Origin of the sequence: Nitrosarchaeum koreense MY1, from assembly GCF_000220175.1 — an archaeon.
Taxonomy (GTDB): domain Archaea; phylum Thermoproteota; class Nitrososphaeria; order Nitrososphaerales; family Nitrosopumilaceae; genus Nitrosarchaeum; species Nitrosarchaeum koreense.
This window is the reverse complement of sequence record NZ_AFPU01000001.1, coordinates 525,119-547,390: the sequence shown is the minus strand read 5'-3', so window position 1 is coordinate 547,390 and position 22,272 is coordinate 525,119. Positions and strand designations below refer to the sequence as shown.

At 31.1% G+C, this 22,272-nt stretch carries 23 protein-coding genes; 10 read left to right on the top strand and 13 right to left on the bottom strand.

All coding sequences use genetic code 11. From position 1 onward, the window contains the following. Positions 1-135 precede the first annotated feature (135 nt). The 4 genes from MY1_RS03145 to MY1_RS03130 all read left to right on the top strand — a co-directional run bounded on the left by MY1_RS03145 (position 136) and on the right by MY1_RS03130 (position 2,500). On the top strand, positions 136-489 hold the full coding sequence (locus MY1_RS03145) for a hypothetical protein (RefSeq protein WP_007550186.1): 354 nt from the start codon (positions 136-138) through the stop codon (positions 487-489). Between the two features lie 91 nt (positions 490-580). Beyond that, on the top strand, positions 581-1,573 hold the full coding sequence (gene trxB, locus MY1_RS03140; RefSeq protein WP_048110342.1) for a thioredoxin-disulfide reductase: 993 nt from the start codon (positions 581-583) through the stop codon (positions 1,571-1,573). Positions 1,574-1,751: 178 nt separating this feature from the next. Continuing rightward, a complete protein-coding gene (locus MY1_RS03135) occupies positions 1,752-1,970 on the top strand; it encodes a hypothetical protein (RefSeq protein WP_007550184.1) in 219 nt (72 codons plus the stop codon). Positions 1,971-2,008: 38 nt separating this feature from the next. Continuing rightward, positions 2,009-2,500 carry a hypothetical protein gene (locus MY1_RS03130; RefSeq protein WP_007550182.1) on the top strand — a complete coding sequence of 164 codons (492 nt, stop codon included), beginning with the start codon at positions 2,009-2,011 and terminating at the stop codon, positions 2,498-2,500. An 11-nt stretch (positions 2,501-2,511) separates the two neighbouring features. Here the strand turns inward: MY1_RS03130 and MY1_RS03125 are convergent, their stop codons facing one another. The 7 genes from MY1_RS03125 to MY1_RS09660 form a co-directional block, all read right to left on the bottom strand. Next, complete coding sequence (locus MY1_RS03125) at positions 2,512-3,504, bottom strand: cysteine synthase family protein (protein WP_007550180.1); 993 nt, start codon at positions 3,502-3,504, stop codon at positions 2,512-2,514. Positions 3,505-3,513: 9 nt separating this feature from the next. Then, positions 3,514-3,762 (bottom strand): sulfurtransferase TusA family protein, encoded by a 249-nt coding sequence (locus MY1_RS03120; protein WP_237698782.1) that lies wholly within the window; start codon positions 3,760-3,762, stop codon positions 3,514-3,516. A 123-nt stretch (positions 3,763-3,885) separates the two neighbouring features. After that, on the bottom strand, positions 3,886-5,112 hold the full coding sequence (locus MY1_RS03115; RefSeq protein WP_048110340.1) for a S1C family serine protease: 1,227 nt from the start codon (positions 5,110-5,112) through the stop codon (positions 3,886-3,888). 211 nt (positions 5,113-5,323) lie between these two features. Then, positions 5,324-6,238 carry a PHP-associated domain-containing protein gene (locus MY1_RS03110; RefSeq protein WP_007550172.1) on the bottom strand — a complete coding sequence of 305 codons (915 nt, stop codon included), beginning with the start codon at positions 6,236-6,238 and terminating at the stop codon, positions 5,324-5,326. Positions 6,239-6,288: 50 nt separating this feature from the next. Then, complete coding sequence (gene cofE, locus MY1_RS03105) at positions 6,289-7,014, bottom strand: coenzyme F420-0:L-glutamate ligase (RefSeq protein WP_007550171.1); 726 nt, start codon at positions 7,012-7,014, stop codon at positions 6,289-6,291. A 34-nt stretch (positions 7,015-7,048) separates the two neighbouring features. Next, positions 7,049-7,699, bottom strand: coding sequence for a phosphoserine phosphatase SerB (gene serB / locus MY1_RS03100; protein WP_007550170.1), 651 nt, complete (start codon positions 7,697-7,699; stop codon positions 7,049-7,051). Positions 7,700-7,812: 113 nt separating this feature from the next. Next, the gene (locus MY1_RS09660; RefSeq protein ID WP_007550169.1) at positions 7,813-7,953 is read right to left on the bottom strand and encodes a hypothetical protein; all 141 of its coding nucleotides are present in this window, start codon (positions 7,951-7,953) and stop codon (positions 7,813-7,815) included. A 251-nt stretch (positions 7,954-8,204) separates the two neighbouring features. Here MY1_RS09660 and MY1_RS03095 point away from each other — a divergent pair, with 251 nt between their 5' ends. The 3 genes from MY1_RS03095 (at position 8,205) to egtB (ending at position 11,321) form a co-directional block, all read left to right on the top strand. After that, positions 8,205-8,492 carry a hypothetical protein gene (locus tag MY1_RS03095; protein WP_007550168.1) on the top strand — a complete coding sequence of 96 codons (288 nt, stop codon included), beginning with the start codon at positions 8,205-8,207 and terminating at the stop codon, positions 8,490-8,492. 72 nt (positions 8,493-8,564) lie between these two features. Then, a complete protein-coding gene (proS, locus tag MY1_RS03090; protein WP_007550167.1) occupies positions 8,565-10,007 on the top strand; it encodes a proline--tRNA ligase in 1,443 nt (480 codons plus the stop codon). Positions 10,008-10,010: 3 nt separating this feature from the next. Next, on the top strand, positions 10,011-11,321 hold the full coding sequence (gene egtB, locus MY1_RS03085) for an ergothioneine biosynthesis protein EgtB (protein WP_007550166.1): 1,311 nt from the start codon (positions 10,011-10,013) through the stop codon (positions 11,319-11,321). Between the two features lie 2 nt (positions 11,322-11,323). Here the strand turns inward: egtB and egtD are convergent, their stop codons facing one another. After that, positions 11,324-12,349 (bottom strand): L-histidine N(alpha)-methyltransferase, encoded by a 1,026-nt coding sequence (gene egtD, locus MY1_RS03080; protein ID WP_007550165.1) that lies wholly within the window; start codon positions 12,347-12,349, stop codon positions 11,324-11,326. 96 nt (positions 12,350-12,445) lie between these two features. Between egtD and MY1_RS03075 the strand changes: the two genes are divergently transcribed. Then, entirely contained in the window at positions 12,446-13,411 is a 966-nt protein-coding gene (locus MY1_RS03075; protein ID WP_007550164.1) for an ABC transporter ATP-binding protein, read from the top strand. Here MY1_RS03075 and MY1_RS03070 read toward each other — a convergent pair. The 5 genes from MY1_RS03070 to MY1_RS03050 form a co-directional block, all read right to left on the bottom strand. Next, positions 13,408-16,932 carry a chromosome segregation SMC family protein gene (locus tag MY1_RS03070; RefSeq protein ID WP_007550163.1) on the bottom strand — a complete coding sequence of 1,175 codons (3,525 nt, stop codon included), beginning with the start codon at positions 16,930-16,932 and terminating at the stop codon, positions 13,408-13,410. The two genes, MY1_RS03075 and MY1_RS03070, sit on opposite strands and share 4 nt — an antisense overlap. A 289-nt stretch (positions 16,933-17,221) precedes the next feature. Further along, positions 17,222-18,316 carry an inositol-3-phosphate synthase gene (locus tag MY1_RS03065; RefSeq protein WP_007550162.1) on the bottom strand — a complete coding sequence of 365 codons (1,095 nt, stop codon included), beginning with the start codon at positions 18,314-18,316 and terminating at the stop codon, positions 17,222-17,224. Positions 18,317-18,380: 64 nt separating this feature from the next. Then, positions 18,381-19,313 (bottom strand): NAD-dependent epimerase/dehydratase family protein, encoded by a 933-nt coding sequence (locus MY1_RS03060; RefSeq protein WP_052296738.1) that lies wholly within the window; start codon positions 19,311-19,313, stop codon positions 18,381-18,383. Further along, complete coding sequence (locus MY1_RS03055; RefSeq protein ID WP_048109581.1) at positions 19,303-19,683, bottom strand: VOC family protein; 381 nt, start codon at positions 19,681-19,683, stop codon at positions 19,303-19,305. The genes MY1_RS03060 and MY1_RS03055 overlap by 11 nt, the downstream gene beginning before the upstream one ends. Positions 19,684-19,734: 51 nt before the next feature. After that, on the bottom strand, positions 19,735-19,941 hold the full coding sequence (locus tag MY1_RS03050; RefSeq protein WP_007550156.1) for a hypothetical protein: 207 nt from the start codon (positions 19,939-19,941) through the stop codon (positions 19,735-19,737). A 122-nt stretch (positions 19,942-20,063) separates the two neighbouring features. Here MY1_RS03050 and hsp20 point away from each other — a divergent pair, with 122 nt between their 5' ends. Further along, positions 20,064-20,561 (top strand): archaeal heat shock protein Hsp20, encoded by a 498-nt coding sequence (gene hsp20 / locus MY1_RS03045; protein WP_007550154.1) that lies wholly within the window; start codon positions 20,064-20,066, stop codon positions 20,559-20,561. A 738-nt stretch (positions 20,562-21,299) separates the two neighbouring features. Continuing rightward, on the top strand, positions 21,300-22,241 hold the full coding sequence (locus tag MY1_RS03040) for a deoxyhypusine synthase (RefSeq protein ID WP_007550152.1): 942 nt from the start codon (positions 21,300-21,302) through the stop codon (positions 22,239-22,241). The last annotated feature ends 31 nt before the right edge of the window (positions 22,242-22,272 follow it).

Sequence of the window (22,272 nt, the reverse complement as noted above, 5' to 3'; positions counted from 1 at the left end):
ACATAAACCACAGTGACAGAAAGAATCAGCAATCATAAATAAATAATAAACCTAATCAGTTAAGAACATCGCATTGATTTTCAGAGATGAAAACAACAGATTACTTTTTAATAATGGAATAATGTGAATTGAAAAATGGACAGAATTAGATTAATTGGAAATTATGATGAGAGAAGATCTAGAGAAACTTTGAATTTACTATTACGGGATAGAAAAAATGAGTTTCAGGAATTAGCTACAGCTCTAGCAATTCCAAAATCTACGGAAGATTGGGAAGTAATTATTTTGAAGTTCTGTCTAGATTTTGAAGAATGTTTCAAGATTTGGACAGACGAGAAAGAACCAGATTCTATAAAAAACACCAAATGTATGACTATTATGAGAGAAATTGCAAAGGGTAAAAAAAACATATCAGATGTCTTCCACATAGAAAATATAGCTTATACAATTTGCAAAGAGTTTCATGAAACATACAAAATAACAAAATAACTATAACTTTTGTAGGAGCAGTAGATCATAGCAATGTGCAATATGGGTTTACAATTAACAACTTAAATTAATGAAATTCAAAGGGGTTCATATGATGGCAGCAGACTCTAGTGCAACAATTCAAGAAAACAAAGGAGAACCTCCCAAAATGCCCGATAAAAAGAAAACAAAATTTGACATAATAATTATTGGTGCTGGACCTTCAGGATATACAGCTGGGATTTACAGTTCAAGAGCAGGATATGATACACTAATCTTATCTGGGATATTACCTGGAGGTCAACTAGTAAACACCACTGAAGTTGAAAATTATCCAGGATTTGAAAAAGGGATTATGGGTCCAGATTTAATGATTGAAATGAGAAAACAAACACAGAGAATGGGAACAACAATTATCGATGATGAAGTAGTTGATGTAGATTTTAGACATAAACCATTCAAGGTTCTAACAGCATCAGAAGAATACGAAGGTAGAGCAGTAATTATTGCGACTGGAGCGAATCCTAGAAAAATAGGACTAGATAGCGAACAAACATTTGCAGGAAAAGGAGTTTCATATTGTGCCACATGTGATGGACCATTTTTTAGAAATCAAGAGTTGATAGTAGTTGGAGGCGGAGATTCAGCAATTGAAGAAGCTACATTTCTCACTAAATTTGCTACAACAGTACATCTAGTTCACCGACGAGAGGAATTACGAGCAAGTAAAATAATGCAAGAAAGAGCATTCAACAATAACAAAATAAAATTTCATTGGAATCAAGAGGTCATAGACATTAAAGGAGATCAAAAAATGCGTCAAGCTGTATTAAAAAATATTAAAACAGGTGAAGAAAAAACACTTGATGTAGGAGGTCTTTTTGTTGCAATTGGACATGAACCAAATACAAAACTTTTCAAAAAACAAATTGAACTTGATAATGAGGGATATGTCATTTTGAAAAATAAAACTCATACAAATATTGAAGGAGTTTTTGCAGCTGGAGATGTACATGATAGAAATTACAGGCAGGCAATTACAGCTGCAGGGTATGGATGCATGGCTGCAATTGATGTAGATAAGTATCTTACAGAAGAATCATAAAAAGAAAATCATTAATTTTTATGGGAGCGAAAAAGTAATTTATTAATTCAAATGGATGTTTTAGGGTTAATTCAAGCAAACATATTCCAATTTTGATTTATAACAATATGTATATCTAGATCAAGTGTTTTATGAACTAAGAATTACTAAATAACTAACATAGATGATGAAATATTAAATGAAGAATGCTCAATGTAAAAAGTGTTTAAATAAGTTTAATGAAAAAGACATCTACACAATTCAGCAATTTCAATATAGAAAAGAGCCACCATATGCATGGACAGTAGAATTTTTCAAAAATTTAGAAGTTGATGAATGGGATTCATTTTGTGAAAAATGCATAATGAATTATTCAAAAAATTCATTTGAGATTTGGAAAAATGATTCCAAAAAGTAGATTTCAAACTCTTTATTGAAGGAAAATATTGAGAACCTATGGCTGAAGATCTTGAAAAATTAAAAAAAACAGCCAAAGAATACAGTAATAATTTAGCAAATCTTGGAAAAGAATTATCAGAAATTCAATTCAATTACAAAGTAATTGAAAATGCTACTGAACAATATTGGCAAAAACGTGTCAATGAATTTAAAAAATATAGTGAAAAGGGAACAGAATATTATACTCAGGCTCACGCATTAATGAATTTAGTAAACAAGGAGCAATCAGGTTTATTTTTACTTAATATTAGTAAATTTCGCCAAATAGGATTAAAATTAATTACAAACATGGAAGAGGTAAAACAAAATCCATCAAGCATTAAATCAAATGATAAGCAACAAAGTAAGTGGAGCAAAGAACTAAGAGAAAAACTAATAGAGACAAGTAACGCATGTCTTCATCATGAAATGGATATGAATAAATTTTTTAGAGAATTTTATGAAAAACATTTGAAAAATATGTTAGAAGAAGATGAAACCAAAAAATAGACAGTTGAAAATCAGTATGCCAATTCAGACATATGTTTTGCTCCTTTCAGAGCATCATCAAATTCAGTTTCAGTCATTATGTTTTGTGTAGAATAAACACTTTTGAATTTTCTTCCATCATCTGCAAATATTCCAACTACACAAGCCTCTCCATCTATAGGATATTTTTTCATACAGGCATAAACAGCAGCAGAAGAAGGACTGATCAATAATTTATCTTTCTCAAGTACATCTTTTACAACTGAAAAAGCTTCGTCATTATCAACACATACCCAATCGTCAACTATGTTTTCACGTTTTAAAAATAAATCAGGCTTTGCTGACTCTTCAAAATTTCTCCATCCTTGAATAAGATGATTTTGTTGCGGTTGACAACCAATTATTTGGACATTTGGATTTTTTTCTTTAAGGTATGCACCAATTCCGGTGATTGTTCCACCAGTCCCAACCCCAGTAAAGAAATGAGTGACTTTTCCATCTGTTTGTTTCCAAATTTCAGGACCTGTACCAACATAATGACCCATAAAATTAGCCTCATTTGCATATTGATTTGGGGAATAATATGTATCAGGTCTGGATGATGCTATGGATGTTGCCAGTGCTATACTTTGATCAGTTCCAGCTCCTACTTTAGGACAAAGATCATCGCTAGTTTCAAAAACTTTAGCACCCAACTTACGAATTATATCCTTAGTTTCGTTACTGGCTTTTTCAGGAATTACAATTTCAACTTTGTAACCAAGTAAATTTGCAATACCAGTTAATGCTATCCCAGTGTTTCCAGATGTTGGCTCAATTATGATACTTTTTCCTTTTGTCAGTTTACCTTTCTCTTCGCCGTCTTTAATCATCCAATATGCGGCTCTATCTTTAACAGAACCAAATGGATTATGTCCTTCAAGTTTTGCAAAATAGTTAATTCTTGAATTCGAAAGGGAATCTAATTTTATTAGGGGAGTGTTGCCTACACGATTTAAAATATCAGAACTAGTGACGGATGTCATGATTTTAATTTATTTTACCTTTTTAATTTGAAATGTTATAGTATTACCATCTTTTTTCAAGTCTAATAATTCATGACCATTTCTTGTAACCCATCGTGATATGTCTTCTTCGGCTGCAGGGTCATCTGCAGATACAGTTAACACTTGTCCTACTTGCATTCGTTCAATCTCAATTTTGGTCCGAAATACAGGTTCTGGACAAAACAATCCAGTTGCATCTAATTTTTTTTCAGTTGATTCAGACATATTTGTAATCATTTCATATTGGCTATTTTGTCATATTAATATCTATTTTAATAAATAATATCCATTACTAGCAAAAAACACTACCAAAGTTAATCTAAGCTAATTAAATCAATTCAATAATCATTTTATAAAACACTATCCATTAGTTGTTTCCCTCTTACTCAGTATAACATCAATATCAATTACTTTACCATCTCTAAACACTTTGAAAGAAACTTTGTCACCTACAGATTTATTTTCAGACACATATGAAATAATATCATCTATTCTTTTGACGGGAGTATCATCAATTGAAATGATAATATCAGCATTAGAAATTTCTCTATTTGATTTATACAATGCACCTTTAATACCAGCTTTTTCAGCAGGACCATTATCTACTACATCATTAATTAAAGCGCCTCTGAAGTTTTTTGGTAGTTGTAATTTTTCTGCTAATTTAGGAGAAAGTGTGACTCCAGAAATTCCTATCCAAGGATGATCATATTCCCCTTTTTTAATTAAAACTGGTACGATTTTTTTAATGGTGTTAGATGGGATAGCAAAACCTACACCAGTAAATTCACCTACTTTAGATTCTATAGCAGTATTCATTCCAATTAAATTTCCATTACTATCCAATAATGGCCCACCTGAATTTCCAGGATTAATTGCGGCATCTGTTTGAATTATATTTGAAATGGAAAACCCAAGATTTTGATTTGGAAGTAATCTCCCAGTTTGACTTACTATACCAGTTGTCATTGTATTGCTCAATCCAAAAGGATTACCAATTGCAATTACCTGATCACCAATTTTGATTTGTGATGAATCTGCAAATAATACAGGAGCTAAAGATTCATTAGAATAATCATCTGTTAATTGCAATACTGCAATATCATTTAATTTATCTGTACCAATCACTTTAGCAGTAAAAACATCACCGTTTGAAAGTGAAACATCAACAGTAGAAACATCCGAAATAACATGATAGTTTGTAATTATATGACCTTGTTCATCATAAACAAATCCAGAACCGAGCCTAGACGATTGCTGCTCAACCGGATTTCCGTTAATAATTATGTTTGAATGTGTTTCTATAACAGTACTAGTTATTTGTACAACAGAATTTTCCAAGTTTTCATAAACTACATCTAACGGAATTGTATTTGAAATCGTTTGAGAAGTGTCATCAGATATGAGTTTTTTTGCGATATCATTATTTTTAATACTTAATACATTATCGTCCGAATTTACAGGTGTTTTTTTAATCAGATGATAGTTACTTTCAAAATAAAAATCCAATGAAGGTGGAATGGTAATCACTGCAAGAATTCCAATTGATATCACAGTTATGAAAAAAAGCTTTTCTATGAGAATCATTTTTATCATCACTTAATTCATACTTTTAGTATTAATATTGAGTAATTAAACAATATAAGAATTAGTTAACAATGTTAAGTATTTTTTAAATTATATAAAAACCATCAAACAGATAAATTTTATTTCAAAGTTATAAAAAGTTAAAACATTATTTTGTTAGTTTTTGATTTTGTAAATTACCATAGTAAATATTTTTATTACATCTAATTAATTACAACGCCATTTTAAACATAGTCGTAAGATTTCGGTCCTTCATAAATCCAGGATCATGATTTTGAAAATTAATTTTTTGAGAAATTCTCTTCATCAAGAATAATGCAATTTTATAAAATAAAGCCCATACATGGCTATTTTGATTCATATCATATATTTTTAGCAAAAAAGTCAAAAGCCATTTTGCATGAGGATAATGCTCAGAGATATAATCTATCAGGTAATCTTTTGAATTATGAATTTTGTATTTTAGATGATCAAGTGTTTCATTTTGTAATGCATAACCGGTTTGCAAAATTTCAATTTTACCATGTTTCATTGAGTATAATATACTATCAAGGTTGTTTTCAGAATCTATCAAATTCACACAACGGCCTAATGTTGAAAGAACATGAGAATCACTACCAGATACCTGTATCATTTTATTATCCATTGCAAATTGGGTAGCCTTAGCATTTGAAAGAATATCAATATTATTACTATTGAAAACCTCAACCATATCACATTTTTTAGCATCATCACGGAGAGCATCAAGTAAACTAAATGGATGTGGGGCAGATGAAACACCTCCTTGGCTTTTTACTTGATCAATAATCTCATCCAAAGTCATTCCAGGCTTTATAGCATCATGAATCCCATATGCCAGAACATGAGCTCCAGTATCAGTTGTGATCTCTTCTGCAGGATAAACTTCAATATTTTGAAATTTTGAATGATTTTTTTTATATTGTAATAACTGGCGGTATCCATCCAAAGTATTATGATTGGTAACAAAGATTGCACCTAATCCTAAATGAAAAGAGCGTTCAAGTTGATCTCTTATTGATATATCACAATCATATGGTGCTTCTTTATCCCCCACATGAAAATTTGAGAATAAGTTGTGACAATGTAATTCAGTTTTAATAATCAATTAAATGTAAAATTGTATTCTTTGATTATAATCCTATTGCAAATATCTACTCATCTAAATAGATCTTCTTTTTCTGGACGAATAAGACATTTTATGGATGATGATTCATTTTTAAAATCATAACCACGTATGATCACAGCGGGGCAACTGGTTGTTTTTTTCATAACTAATTCAGCCGCACTACATAATTCATCAGCAATTGCAATTGCTGTTACACGTAATGTTTTGTTAAAAGAGTCTTTAGTGCCAGCATAATCAAGAATTGGGTTCATACCAGAAATTCCAATGGCACAATCAGTTTGCCCCATTCTAAATGGACGACCAAATGTATCAGAGATTATAACAGAAATTGTTTTGTTGGTTTTTTTCAATATTTCATTACGAATAGAGTATGCAGAAAGATCTGAGTTAAGCGGAAGTAGAGTTGCATATCCATTTGGAACATTACTTTCATCTATACCAGCATTTGCACAAATAAATCCATTATTTGTTTCAACTATAATTATTCCACGATCCATTCGTATAATTTGTTTTGATTCATTTAGAATTAATTGTATGATCTTCGGATCTTTTTCATATTCGGAGCTAATGCCTTCAGCTAATAATGAAGGAACTACAGATGAGAGTTCAACTATACGGCCTTCTTGTTTAGAGATTATTTTTTGAGCAATAACTAAAACATCGCCATCATATACTTCCTGTGAATTTATTATTAGTTCAGATAAATCCTCATCAGGTTCAATTTCTTTTTCTATGTGTATAGGAATGATTTGCAATTACATTAGTTGTAAAAATAGAGTAAGATATTGTTTATGCAGGAGTTTGAGTTTCAAGTGTTAGATGATAGTGTTTATTTATAATATCAAGGATTTTTGAAAGATCTTTTTCTTCTAATGTGGTAGTTGCCAAATCCTTTACAACATCCTGAGCTCTATATGCAATTCCTAAACCAGATATATCAAATAACTTGACATCGTTTGCACCATCTACAACACATATGATATCTTCTTTCTTTTCATTCCATTCTGCAATTTTTATTTTTGCGGATTTTGATTTATCAGAATCTACATGTAATACAAGTCCATCTAGTTTACCATCTTTGAATACCAATTCATTGGAATAGACATAATCCAAGTTTAATTCTTTTTTTAGTCTGTCAGTCATTATTGTAAATCCACCAGAAACAGCTAATAGTTTCCATCCTGCGGCTTTTAGAACTCTACACGCCTCTTTTGCACCAGTCATTATTGGTAATGCATCTGCAATTTCTTTACATGTCTCATAATCTAGTCCCTTCAATGCTTCAACTCTTGTTCTAAGACCGTCTTCCCAATTTATCACACCTTGTATGCCTTTTTTTGTGATTTCCCAAATTTCATCTTCTTTATGGAGTTTTTCTGCAAGAATTGGAAGATATTCTGCATCATATAGAACTCCTTCAACATCAAAAATTGCCAGCAATTGTTTTCTAATTTGCAAAAAAATTACTAATTATATTAAAGTTGAGTGTAAATTCACACTCAATATGCCGAGATACATTAAATGATCGCATTAACCAAAATAATTCTAAAGTTTCAGAACTTACGTAGGCCTAATGCAAGTTTTAGTCGTTTTTCTTCAATTGTTTTATTTTTAGATTCCAAAGATTTTGAAGTCGCCAATGTTTTTGAGGCAGGTTTTTCTTTATCATTAGAAATCTGACGTTTATCTTTCATATTAGATAATAACTTTCTGTAAACATAAGGAACCGTATGTGTATTGAATTACATACAATATTTACGCAAACCAGAAATTCTAGGATATTTTATATTAAATATATTAAAAAATCACGATAATACTTGTTTTTATAAAAATTCGATATTTGTTAGAAGGTATTTAATATCAAAATGGTTCAAGATATTAAAGTATAATTTTTTCTAGTATCAAAAACGCTAGTAATAAATCAAGGTTGATGATAGGTTATCTCATGGAAGAGTTAGAACATAAATACGAAGTAACAATCGACATGACAGAAGATAAACAAAAACTTCCAGAAGATGTCAAAAATGAGCTTAAAGAATCAGGCATGATGGATGACAAAGGAAAATTAAAACTAAAAGGAGTCAGCCCAAAAATGCTTAAAAAAATGAAGCAAGAATTTGTAAAATGCCCGGTATTAAAAGAAGATATTCAATTTATCCAGTGTTTTGTTTGCCCCAATTTTCAAAGCAGAGTAATGGGTAAAGTCCTCTGTAAAGGCGACCCTTTAAAATAAAAGAAATTCAAACAAAACAGGTACAATCATCACGAAAGGCTCATTAGTAAAATTATTTCTTTGAATTCTAGTTTGAGTAAAGAGGATATTGGAATTACAGTTTCAAAAGAGGCAGATTTCAGTGAGTGGTATACACAAGTCGTACTAAAAGCTAAGTTAGCAGACTATGCACCAGTTAAAGGACTAATAGTATTAAGACCTGATGGATACTCTATTTGGGAATCATTAAGAAATACATTTGATGAAAAATTCTTTAAAAAAGGAATTAGAAATGGTTTTCTTCCAATCTTAATTCCAGAATCACTTTTAGGAAAAGAACAAAAACATTTTGCAGGTTTTAATCCAGAAGTATTTTGGGTTACACATTCAGGAGAAAATGAAATAGGGGATAGATTAGCACTTAGACCAACTTCAGAAACTTTAGCATATACAATGTATTCAAAATGGATTCAAAGTTGGAGAGATTTACCTCTTAAAATTAATTTTTGGAATACAGCATTAAGAGCAGAGATAAAAGCTACAAAACCATTTCTTAGGACTTCAGAATTTTTATGGCAAGAAGGCCATACCGTACATGCAATTAAGGAGGAAGCTGAAAAAGAAGTTATTGAGATTCTTGAAATTTATAAAAATACGGTTCAAGATGAATTAGCAATTCCGGTAGTTACAGGCAAGAAAAGTGAAAAAGAAAAATTCGTAGGAGCGGTATACACTACCACTATGGAATCAATAATGCCAGATGGAAAAGCACTTCAGATGGGAACATCACATTTTCTAGGACAAAACTTTTCAATACCATTTGAAGTAAAATTTTCAGATAAAGATAATGTGGAACAATTTGCATGGCAAACATCATGGGGAGTATCATGGAGACTGATAGGAGCAATGATCATGGTACATGGTGACGACAAAGGTCTCGTGCTTCCACCAAAAGTAGCGCCAATTCAGGTAGTAATTGTTCCAATTTACAAATCTGATGATGCAAAAAATGTTATATTTCCAAAATTAAATGAAATTCGTCAACAACTAGAATCTAAAAAAATTCGAGTTCATGTAGATGATAGAAACGAACTAACACCAGGTTACAAATTCAATGATTGGGAGCTAAAAGGAATCCCATTAAGAATAGAGATTGGTCCAAAAGACATTGAAAAACAACAAATTGTTTTAGCAAAAAGATACAATCGAGAAAAAATAAGCATAGGATTCAATGAAATTGAAAAAATATCCACAATATTAGACGAAATACAAAAAGACATGTTAGAAATTGCAAAAGTGAAAGCTAAACAAAATACAATAAATATTTCAGAATATTCAGAATTCAAATCAAAAATAGGAAAAGGAGGATTTTTCAATGCATATTGGTGCGGTAAAACTGAATGTGAAGAAAAAATTAAAGAGGAAACTGGTGCAGACATAAGAGTAATTCCATTTGGTAGTGAAAACACTAATGGAAAATGCATTTACTGTAATGAACAAAGCAAAGAAACCCCAATTTTTGCAAGAGGTTATTAAAAAATGAAAACTGCCACAAATGTGGAAGAAAATAAATCACTTTTAGAGCAATTCAAAGAAACAAGAAACAGAACTTTAGAATTAGTAAAAACTCTTGAAAAAGATGATTTCATAGTACAAACTGCATTTTTTACTAGTCCTGTAAAATGGCATATCGGTCATGTGAGTTGGATCTACGAAGCAATTATGAGTAAAATAAACAACAAATATGAATTCTACTCTAAAGAATTTTCAGAGTATCTAAACTCTTACTATCAACAATTTGGAGTTCCTCATGACAAGGGCAAAAGAGGGGTCATATCAAGACCAACAACAGAACAAATTTTTCAATATTTTAATACAATTAGTCAAAGAGTAAATCATCTTATCGAATCAGATTCGTTAAACGACAACGCAATAAAATTAATTATAACAGGATTACATCATGAGTGTCAACATCAAGAATTACTAGTGTATGATTTACAACATTTATTGGCAGAACAATACAGACCAATCAAAAAAAATGAAATGCCAAAATCAAAAAGTGTTGAACAAAAATCAGTTCAAATTAAAGGAGGCATATACACAATGGGGTATAATGGTAATGAATATTGTTATGATATTGAACTACCAGAACACAAAGTGTATTTAGAAAATTATTCAATTGATGTGTTTCCGATTACCAATGAACAATATCTAAAATTTATTGAGGATGGTGGATATGATACATACAAACATTGGCTATCTGACGGATGGGAAAAAGTAAAAGAAAATGATTGGAAATCACCGATGTATTGGGAAAAAATTGACGGTCAATGGAAAGTTAGAGATTTTCTAGGAACCCGAAAATTAAATCCAAAAGAACCAGTATGCCATGTTAGCTATTATGAAGCAGATGCATATTGTAAATGGGTAGGAAAAAGACTGCCAACAGAAGCAGAATGGGAAAAAGCTGCTTGTTGGAATGAAGAAAAACAACAAAAAACAATATTTCCTTGGGGAAATGAGCCTCCAACAGAACAAAATGCCAATTTATTAGAATCATATCATTGGGGATGTACAGAAATTGGATCATATCCTAGTGGGATAAGTTCATCAGGGTGTCATCAAATGATTGGCGATGTTTGGGAATGGACAGCATCAGAGTTTACAGGTTATCCTGGATTCAGATCTGGATTTGATGAATATAATGATAAGTGGTTTACAAATCAAAAAGTATTACGAGGTGGTTCATTTGGAACGCCAAAGATGTCTGTTCGTGGAAGTTATCGAAATTTTTTCAGACTGGATGAAAGATGGCTATTTTCTGGATTCAGATGTGTTGAAAATAATTAGAACTAAAATCTTTTGGATACCAAAGTCAATGCAAAGTAATTATTTTCGTCTAACCAAATATGCTTAATGTCAAACCCAGTTTGGGTCATTAATTCTTTAATTTGGGATAATTTGTATTTGTGTGAATGCTCAGTATGAATTAATTCATTTTTCTTTAATGTTATTGAAAGATTGGCTTTTTGGATAACAACAAATTGTTCCACTAAAGATTTCAGATACATTTCAATTCTTTGTTTATTTTCATTATATCTTGCATAATGGCTAAAATTATTTAGATTAAAATCGGCATCCAATTCGTCATTGATTCTAGATAAGACATTAAGATTAAACTGTGCGGTTATTCCTTTAGAATCATCATATGCATTTTCCAAAGTTTCTTTATTTTTTACTAAATCCAAACCAATTAAAAATAAATCATCTGATTTCATAGTAGAGTTGATTTTTTTCAGAAATTTTTTCCCATCTTCAGGAACAAAATTTCCAAAACTAGAACCTAAGAAAATAATTAGATTTTTTTTATTATCATAATTTTTTATAAATTCAAGACCACCCTCATAGGTATCAATTATTCCAGTAATATGCAAATTTTCATAATCTTTTTGAAGTAAAGAAGAACTTTCAGTCAAAATTTCAGAAATATCGATTGGAAAATATTCAATTTTCTCTTGAAATTTATTTAAAATGTCTAAAATCAGCCTTGTTTTAACCGAAGAACCACTACCAAGTTCGACTAATCTAAAGGAATGATCAACATATTTAGCAAAATTTTCTTTTAGATTTTGGAGTATGTTAATTTCGGTTCTAGTAGGATAGTATTCAGATAAATCACATATTTTTTCAAATAATTCAGAACCTTTTTTATCATAAAAAAATTTAGGGCTGATGAATTTAGAATTTTGAGTTAGACTAAAAGAAACTTCATCTGCAAAACTCTTTTCAATTTTAGCAGAATTGGGTTTAAAATATTGCAATTTAGAATCAACTACATATTTTTTATAATTTAGACTGTTTTGAATTGTTTTACTCAAGTAATAAAACAGACTTTTTTTAACATAAATGCCTTATGATAAATCAACAGGCATGAATGATATTTCTTGATATACCTCTTTATCCAATTCCATACGTTGGATGAAATTCTAAGAATAGAAAATTTGAAGAAGATATTTATTAAAAAAAATATCTTTAGAACAAAAACAGTTACAATAAAAGCTGTTGATGATATATCATTTAGTCTAAAAAAAGGAGAAGTTTTTGTATTGGCTGGTGAATCAGGATCGGGTAAATCCACAATTGCAAAATTAATTCTTAAATCCATTCAAGCGGACTCTGGAAAAATAATTTTTGAAAACGAAGAAATCAGGGATGAGAAAAAAAGTTTAGAGAAAATTAGAATGAATTGTCAAATGATCCATCAAGATCCGTATGATTCAATCAATCCACGAATGAATATTGCAGACATAGTTTCTGAACCACTAGAAATACATAAAAATGGAAATAAAGACGACCGTAAAAAAAGAGTGAACGAAGTATTACATGAAGTAAAACTAGAACCTGTTGATGATATTCTGAAAAAATATCCACATATGTTATCAGGAGGTCAGAAGCAAAGAGTAGTACTTGCAAGAGCCTTAGCGTTAAGACCAAAAATAATCATCGCAGATGAGCCTGTTTCAATGTTAGATGTATCAATTAGAGCTGAAATGCTTGAATTAATGCACGAATTACAAAAGAGATATCAAATTTCATTTGTTTACATTACACATGATTTAGCTACTGCTAGACATTTTGGTCAAAGAATAGGAATTCTATATCTTGGGAAAATTGTAGAGATAGGAGCAATTGATGAAATATTGTTAAAACCAAAGCATCCATACACACAAGCTCTAATTGATGCAATTTCTGAACCAAATCCGGAAAATCTCAATAAAGAAAAAAAAATTAGAATCAATGATCCTCTCGACATTGATGTTTATTCAGGGTGTAGATTTAGAGCAAGATGCCCATATGCCATTGAGAAATGCAAAACTGAACCAATTTTAGAAAATATAGAAAAAGATCACTTTGTTGCTTGTTATGTTAATCTAGATTAGGATGTTTTAACTGAAGGCATACGTTTGTCTTTGTATGTAACAACATAGGATACGCCATTTTTTGGATAAACACCATAGATTAGTTTGGCTTTTTGTACAACAGAGTCTTTGAGAGAGACCATAATGAATTGGCTCTCTTGTGAACGTTCTTCTAAAATTTTAGCGAGTCGTTCTGAATTTGGTGCATCAAGATGTGCATCCACCTCATCAAATAGATAAAATGGAGATGGTTTTAATTTTTGAAGTGCCAAGACAAAGACAATTGCTGCAAGAGTTTTTTCACCACCGCTAATTGATGTTGATTCTCTTTTTGGTTTATTTGGAAATTGAATCATATAAGATATGCCAGAATTGAAAAGATCATCCTCATTTTGTAATTCAAGCCAAGCGTTACCACCAGTCATTTTACTAAAGATAAGACGTATTTCTTTGTCAACTTTGTCAAATGCATCTAAGAAGGTTTGGCGTTTATCTTTTTCAATATCTTCAATAAATTTAACAATAGAATTTCGTTCTTCCTCCAATGAATTTTTACGCACCGACATAGAACGATAACCATAAGATACTTCAAGATAAGTTTCAGGAGCTTTTGCATTAAGAGCATTAAGAGTATTAAACTCAGCAGTTAAGCCATGAACAATAGATTCGACATCAAAGGTCTCCATATTTTTATCAAATCCAAATGATGACAAAAGAGTATTTAGTTTTGTTTCGTTTTCATTTAAATCATGTAAATCACGAGTAAGAGAATCAGATTGTCTTTCAAGTGAGTTAATTTCTTTAGTAAGTTCTTTGTCTTTTTCTGAAAGAGTTTTTATTTTATCATCATATTCTTTAAGCTGACCAATGGAAGAACCAGAAGTAGAAATTAGTTCTTGTTCTTTTTCTCTAAGTGTTACAAGTATGCTTGTCTTAGATTCTTTTCTTATCTCTAATTCTTTAATTTTATTTTCTAATTCTTCATGTTGTGAATTTAATGAAGATATTTCATCATTAAGACTTTTTATTTGAGATTGTTTTCTATTTTCTTCATTTTGTAATGTTGTCAATTGTGAATCTTTATCACGATATTCATTCATTATTGTAGTGTAAAGTTTTTCAAGGTTGGATTTTTTTTCATTAATTTTGGATAATTCGTTTGCAATACGTGTTTGCTCTCCACTTGCATAATTTTCTTCAACAATTGTAATTCTTGAGTTAAGTGACTCTATATGAGATTCAACAGAAGATACATCTACAAGCAAAGTAGCATGTCTTTTATTTAATTCGGAAATTCTTTCAGTTAATTGCTGCTTCATATTAATTGCAGATGAAATTCTTGATTTCAAATGGGAATAATTTTCATCAGTAGATGCAAGACCTTGTTCTGAAAGAGATAATCTTTCGGCATAGCTCTGAATAGAGTCTTCAAGTTTCTTTAAGGAGTGTTTTTTCTTTAAAACATATTTTTTAAGAAGGCCAATAGATTCTAGCAAGCCATCAATATCTGTACTCATCGAGATGATTTTTGTCAATTTAGAAATTTTGGAGTTAATATCAATAATGACTGCCCCCCCTTTAGCCTCAAAATACTCACCAGACATAGTCACCGCCTTATGACCAAGTTTAGAGATCCTATACGCAGAATCCCTAGAATCAACTAGAACAACATTTCCAAAAAGAAATGTTTTGAGAGATGAGTGAGATTGATCACATTTCACATAGTCAGAGAGCACGCCAATTACACCAGGATCTTTTGGTAAATCTAATTTGAATTTTGGAATTGCGTCAAGCGGTATTATTTTTAATTTTGGTAGATTTTTTGAACGCGCTACTTCTGCAATTCCAAGTAGAGTTGCAAAGTCAGGTACAACAATTGCCTTAATCCAATCAGAACTTACAGCTAGTACGGCACGCTCATATTGTTTGTCCCAAGAAATCATTTCATAAACTAAACCTTGAATGCCAAGCTTATCTGCATCTTCTTTCAGTTTAGCAACAGTGTAATCTTCATGCATTATTCCTTTTACAGTTTTAATTTTTGATTCATACTGAGCAGCAGCCTTACTAGATTTTTCTAAAATTAAATCAAGTTCTTCAATATCATTTACAGTTTTTGATTTTTTAGAATTTAATCTTGCTATTCTTGATTGTAATTCAGAGATAGATGCATTGTGATTAGCAATGATAGTTTCTAATCTTAATTTTAAGGTAGAAAGTTTTACAACATCTTGTTCCAATTCAGATAATCGTGTAGAGTTGGATTTAATTTTAATTTGGGATTCATCTTTTTCGTTTTCGGCTTTTGATAGTTTAAGTTTTGCATCATTAAGTTGATTAGAAAGTAATTTTATTTTATTATCGATTTCAGATTTTTTAGATGCTACAATAGATTGTTCTGTTAATATTTTATTTCTTTCAGAATCAATAACTTCTAAGTCATCATTGATTTTATTCTTTTTTACATTAGTTTCATTTATTGATTCTTGACAATGTGAAATCTTTGATTTAATTTCTTGTCCAGTTTGATTAATTACTTCAATTTCATTTTGAATTTCAGGAATTCTTATTTCAATTTGTTGTAGTCGTTTGTTTGATGCAACAATTGCACTGTTATCGATTTCGTATTGTTCCATTGCAGCACTTAGTTCAGAATCAATAGCGGCCTTAGCTTGACTGTAATCATTTGCAGCAGTCATTAATTTTGATTTTTCAGTATCTAAAGCATTGATTTCAGTTCTAATCTGAATTCGCTCATCGTCAAATGTCTTAATTTCAGTATTAATTTTGTTAAATGTGTCTTCTTTTGAGGTTTTTTGACTTATTATTAGACGTAGTTTATTTGAGGCGGCAATAGATTTGTAACGATTTAGTTCTCTTTCAAGAATATCATGACGTAGCTTTTGATTTCTTTCTTCTTCAAGCTCATCAATTCTTTTTTTAATTTCACCCATCTTTGCCAGTGCAATTTCTAATCGTCTATCAGCATCATCGAGTTGTTTTATAGCTTCAGTTTTTTTCTCATCAAAGTAAGATAAACCGATTAAATCTTCAATTGTTTTTCGTTTTTCTTCAGATGTGAATTCAGAAATCCTAGTAACAGTTCCTTGTTGCACTGCATTAAGCTGACCCAATCCAGCATTTGCAATATCCAATAGATCTAATATCTGACTTCGATTGGTTGGTTTTTTATTTAGATAATAATTATTTTCACCCTTATCATCCATCTCTCTAGTAATTTCTACTGAATCAGAATCTACAGGAATTTTTCTGTCAGAATTATCAAAATGAACACTAGATCGGGCCATCTTTGGTCCATGTCTATTACCTTCAATATCATGAATAAGAGATCGAAGTTTGTCTACTCTCATCATTTTTGGTTTGTTTTCACCAAGTGCAAAAATGATCGCATCAAGAATGTTACTTTTTCCAGAACCGTTTGGGCCAGAGATCGAGACTAATCCAGGTTCAAACATAACTGTAGTATTTTTAAAGCCAAACGATTTGAAACCAAAGATCTCTACTTTTTTAATATGAACCAATGAAATTATTTTCTCAGTTGGTTGGATAATCGATGGTTAACAAGTTTAGTTGACATAATTGATTAATTTTTCTTGGTTTAATATCATTTTTTTCGTAACGGTGGTTATTATGAAATTATATGATCTAGCATAGATTTTCAATGATTAGAAATACTAAAAATCGAGCCTAAATTGAATATAAAAACAGAATTAGATTATATTTTTACGCACAGTGTTGATCTAAAATAAGATATCAAAGATATTCTTTTAAAAAATAATAAAAATAAATTCAGAATCTAATAATTTTGAGTTATTTTCCTTCAACAAACTTTTCACAGTCTTTTTTTGCTTGAACATCTGACATTTGCTCAAGAGGATGTTTCATTAAATATGCGCTTGCAGGAATAATTGGTCCTCCTACTCCTCTATCTAGTGCAATCTTTGCCAACCTGATAGCATCAATTACAATACCTGCAGAATTTGCCTTATCATCTACTTCTAAACGAACTTCCATGTTGTACGGAATGTTAGCCCATTGTCTACCTTCAATTCGCATAAACATTAGTTTAGTATTGCCTAAAAATGGAATAAAATCAGAGGGACCAACATAAATTTGATCATCGGCTAATCTTTCCTTGAGTTGACTTTGAACACTTTCTGTTTTAGATATTCTCTTTGAGGCTAAACGATCTTGTTCTTTCATGTTTAGGAAATCAGTGTTTCCACCTACGTTAATTTGGTAAGTTTTTTCAATTTTAGTTCCACGATCACTGCAGAGTTTTGCAAGTGTTCTGTGAACTATTGTGGCACCAACTTGACCCTTAATATCATCACCGATTACTGGAATATTTTTTTCTTTGAATTTTTTTGCCCATTTTTCATCAGATGCAATAAAGGAAGGTATACAGTTTACAAAAGCAGTGTTTGTGTCAAGACAGATTTGAGCCCAAAATTCTGTTACTTTATCAGAGCCTACAGGCAAGTAAGATACGATAATTTCAACATTATTTTCTTTGAGAATTTTTTTTACTTCCTCAGTGATTTGCTCATGGGTTTTTTTAGATTCAAGAGGTTTGATTCGGTTTTCAACCCAAATTCCTACTCCATCCAACAACGGACTTTCATAGACTTTGGCATTTGTTTTTGGCATTTTTTCTTTTGGAATCCAATCAACCATGTTTGGATATGCATAAATTGCTTCATTTAGAGGAGTTCCAACTTTATTATCACCCACATCAAAACCACATACAAAATCAATATCATGAATTCCATACCCGGCTAGTTTATCATGAATTATACCTGTTACTTCTTGAGAAGGATTTTGCCTATAGTATTCAATTCCCTGGATTAAACCTGCAAAACAATTGCCTATACCTACTAAACCTACTCTGATTCTATTTCCCATTTAAAAATCAAAGACAGGATGCAGGTTTTAAGTTTTCTAATTCATAAAAAATATACATGTAGAGTCATAATTTAGGAAGTAGGTTACTTAGACCTTCTTTGTAAGTTGGGAACTTGAAATCATAGATTTGGGAAATTTTATGATTTGATGCACTGACTGAACGGGTTAACAGTTTAATTGCATCAGAACCTAATACCAATTTTGCCAAAGCAGTTGGAACCGTTTTTGGTTTTTTGACTCCAAGATTGTCAGAGATATAATTTAGAAATTCTACAAACGGTGCAGGCTTAGAATCAGTCAAAATATAGGAATCAGTTTCTGATTTTTGAATAACTGCAATTAATGCACCGACAACATCTTCAACATGAATGAAATTTTTGATATATTTACCATTTCCAGGGATTCGGAATGTACCTTTTTGCATTCTATCAAGTATCATTGATTTGAAAAATCCACCATTACCATATACAACATCTCCTAGATATGCCACAGAAAAATTTATTCCTGATTTTTTACAGTTTTCTTCTAGGAACTCTTGTGCCTTGATTCGTGTTTTAATGAATTCAGTATCAGATTTTTTAGGAGTTGTTTCTATAATTTTGTCGTATTTTGGATCAAATACAGCTAGACCTGAAATATAGACATACAATTTAGCGCCAGATATAGCAGAAAAAAGATTTTTCACACCATCGTAATTTACAGATTGAATTATTTTTTTATTTTTTTCAAGAGGTGTCACAGATGCCAAATGACACACAACATCAAATTTTTGTTCAAAGCGTAAATTAGGATTGGTTAGATCATCCAGAATTATTTTGAAAGGTGTATTTTCTTGCTTTCTTCTAGTAAGAATTGTTATATCTGCACCAGAATCATGTAGCTTTTTTGCAAGTCTGGAACCAATAAATCCTGTTCCACCAGTAACTAGGATACAAGTATCTTGTAGATTCATTGTGTTTGTCTCATTATTTTTGAAAGTGTATTCATCATAATCCACCTCCAAAAACTTCACTTAGCTCAATATCATATCCATTTGGATCACTTATGTATACGGAACGTGACTTTTCAAATTGAACAGGACCATCATAATGAATTGTAACACCTAGGGATTTACATGTCATTATTATTTCATCAAAATTTTCAACATGAAAACCAAAATGAGCAATTGCACCTTCAGATTTCATCTCAGGATTCTCATACAGACAGAGTTTGATATTGGCATTACCGATAATTTTTGATTTCTCTTCAGGTTGTTCTTTTTTAATTTCAAATCCAAAAAGATTTTTGTAAAATGCAACACTTTGTTCTAAATCTTTTACTTCCATATTGATATGATCAATAAAACTAGCTTTCAATGGTTTAGACATAGGAAATACTAATTGAGGTCGCTAATAAAATATAACTAAACATTGCAATCATTATTTAGATTCTATAAAAATAACATCAACGAGATCCTGATTGCTTCTCTTTGTTACTGTATCCCGATTGGCATTATGGTAATTTTGTAAATGTGCTTTTCGAGTTTTTATTCCATACTCTCTACACAATCTACAAAAATATGTCACCTGTCTTTCAGTTCTTGGTTTTGATTGAACTTCTTCATATGCAAGAATGGAATTTAGCATGAATACCACTCAGAAGAATCATATTTTAACATTGTCATAAAAATGACAATTAGTCATATATTTACATAATTTGCAAAATATTTATATAATGTAATACACATTACATATACTCGGTGAATAAAATGTGGTTTGATAACCAATTCGAAAGAGCATTTCGAAGATTGTCTGATCCTTTTTTTACCATGGATGACGTCTTTGAATTTCCAAATGATTCAAAAATTCAAACATTTGGCCCGTATTACTATGGCTATGAGATGACCATAGGACCTAACGGAAAACCTCATGTAAAAGAATGGGGAAATGTAAAGCCTAAGGGTTCACTGACTGAGTTAGATGTCAGAGAGCCATATGTGGACGAATCCGTTGACGAAAAAAATCATACCCTAAAGATGATTACAGAGATGCCAGGAATTGAAAAATCAGACATCAATGTAAGCATAGTAGAAGGAGTAGTAGAAATTTCTGCCAAACACGGAGACAGAAAATACAGTACAAAAATTCCATTGAAGTATAAAGTAGATGAAAATTCAGCCAAGGCACAGTACACCAATGGAATACTGGAGCTGACCTTGTCACTTGCCGAAGAAAAACCAAAAGGCAAGAGAGTATCAGTAGAATAGGGAGATTGGAAATGATTACTCAAAGTATCCCATCAACCATTCAAACATTGTCACATCACATGAAATTGTGGATGGGAAAGTTTTTTCCATCCATCCAATTTTCAAAACAAGGTGATAAAAATGCCAGATGAATTATGCAGAAATTGTGGAATGAATCCTCAAGTATAAAACGCGTGTTTCACATACAATGAACCGATTCAACAAATTTGTTCTTAATACAGTTATGCAACACTAGAGAGAATCCACAGTAGATGTTCATCAGGATTTGAGATGAGGTCAATGATAGAGCCGCCGGTACAAATTCTTCCAATCACAACGGCATAATCTCCAATTCACATATTTTTTAATTACATGATTCATAATTATATAATCAAAAATCAGAGGGAGGACAGAATACATATTTTAAATTAAATCAATTAAAAATTCATGTAAGTCATAGTGACTTAGAATGTTAACGATAAAGAATTCAAAAATAGACATATTATGAATTGAGGGTAATACTTTAAATTCAAAAGCAATAACATTCAGGTATTATCAACTAACAAATGATACGCGTTCCTTTTTAGGTAAAAATACACTATATTGATGAGAAGCAGGACGATCTCTTGTCAGGCTCAGCCTGATATCATGTGAATCTGTTTCTCGTTTAAGGCATTATAAAGATAAATTTGAATTTCTTCTAGTAAAAAAATAGACAGATTAAGGCAGAATTTTATACAGCTCAAAAAAAATCACATTATGATAGAGCCCGGCCGTCCTGTAAAAGACATTCAAATAGATTCAAACACGTCGATAGAAAAAATCTTTGACGAGATATCTAAATCAGGGGGATTTGAATCAGTTAATCTTTCAGATGGTCTTGATATCTTAACAACTATGATTTCAGATAATGAATGTCTAAAGTTTGTGTCCTTTGTGGGAGCGGTAATATCTACAGGATTAAGAGGGATCATCAAAGACATGATAAAAAACAAGTGGTTTGATGTTGCAATTACAACTTGTGGAGCTTTGGATCATGACATTGCGAGATATTTTTCAAATTACAAAGAAGGGTCATTCACTATGGATGATGGAGAATTGGCAGATCAACACATTCACAGACTTGGAAATATTTTAGTGCCAATGGAAAGCTATGGTCCACTCATTGAAGAAAAAATGCAGTCATTTTTAGAAGAAGAATACAAAAAAGGAGTAAAAGAAATGTCGACAGCAGAAATATGCAAGATGATTGGAAAACATTTAGGAGAAAATTCATTTCTGTATTGGGCTTACAAAAATAATATCGATGTGGTGGTACCTGGGATTATGGACGGAGCAGTAGGTAGTCAAATATGGTTATTCACACAAAAACATAATGATTTTAAATTAAGCATTACGGCAGATTCAGAACTATTATCAGGATTGATATTCAAAGCGAAAAAATCAGGAGCTTTGATGATTGGAGGAGGAATTTCAAAACACCATACATTATGGTGGAATCAGTACAGAGATGGTTTAGATTATGCATTTTATATTACAACTGCACAAGAATTTGATGGTAGTTTAAGCGGTGCACTTGTAAGAGAAGCTATTTCATGGGGAAAAGTCACACAACAGGCAAGACAATCTACACTTCATGCAGAAGTTACAACCATTTTGCCTTTTATTTATGCTGCATTAATTGCAAAATTAAAAAAATAATCGGATAAAAACTATTATTCACCAAATCTTA

Coding starts and splice junctions, on each gene's coding strand:
- MY1_RS03040 (WP_007550152.1), top strand. CDS start 21,300: ATGATAGAGCCCGGCCGTCCTGTAAAAGACATTCAAATAGATTCAAAC.
- MY1_RS03135 (WP_007550184.1), top strand. CDS start 1,752: ATGAAGAATGCTCAATGTAAAAAGTGTTTAAATAAGTTTAATGAAAAA.
- MY1_RS03125 (WP_007550180.1), bottom strand. CDS start 3,504: ATGACATCCGTCACTAGTTCTGATATTTTAAATCGTGTAGGCAACACT.
- MY1_RS09660 (WP_007550169.1), bottom strand. CDS start 7,953: ATGAAAGATAAACGTCAGATTTCTAATGATAAAGAAAAACCTGCCTCA.
- MY1_RS03120 (WP_237698782.1), bottom strand. CDS start 3,762: ATGATTACAAATATGTCTGAATCAACTGAAAAAAAATTAGATGCAACT.
- MY1_RS03115 (WP_048110340.1), bottom strand. CDS start 5,112: ATGATTCTCATAGAAAAGCTTTTTTTCATAACTGTGATATCAATTGGA.
- MY1_RS03055 (WP_048109581.1), bottom strand. CDS start 19,683: ATGTCTAAACCATTGAAAGCTAGTTTTATTGATCATATCAATATGGAA.
- MY1_RS03130 (WP_007550182.1), top strand. CDS start 2,009: ATGGCTGAAGATCTTGAAAAATTAAAAAAAACAGCCAAAGAATACAGT.
- MY1_RS03145 (WP_007550186.1), top strand. CDS start 136: ATGGACAGAATTAGATTAATTGGAAATTATGATGAGAGAAGATCTAGA.
- MY1_RS03050 (WP_007550156.1), bottom strand. CDS start 19,941: ATGCTAAATTCCATTCTTGCATATGAAGAAGTTCAATCAAAACCAAGA.
- MY1_RS03095 (WP_007550168.1), top strand. CDS start 8,205: ATGGAAGAGTTAGAACATAAATACGAAGTAACAATCGACATGACAGAA.
- egtB (WP_007550166.1), top strand. CDS start 10,011: ATGAAAACTGCCACAAATGTGGAAGAAAATAAATCACTTTTAGAGCAA.
- hsp20 (WP_007550154.1), top strand. CDS start 20,064: ATGTGGTTTGATAACCAATTCGAAAGAGCATTTCGAAGATTGTCTGAT.
- MY1_RS03065 (WP_007550162.1), bottom strand. CDS start 18,316: ATGGGAAATAGAATCAGAGTAGGTTTAGTAGGTATAGGCAATTGTTTT.
- trxB (WP_048110342.1), top strand. CDS start 581: ATGATGGCAGCAGACTCTAGTGCAACAATTCAAGAAAACAAAGGAGAA.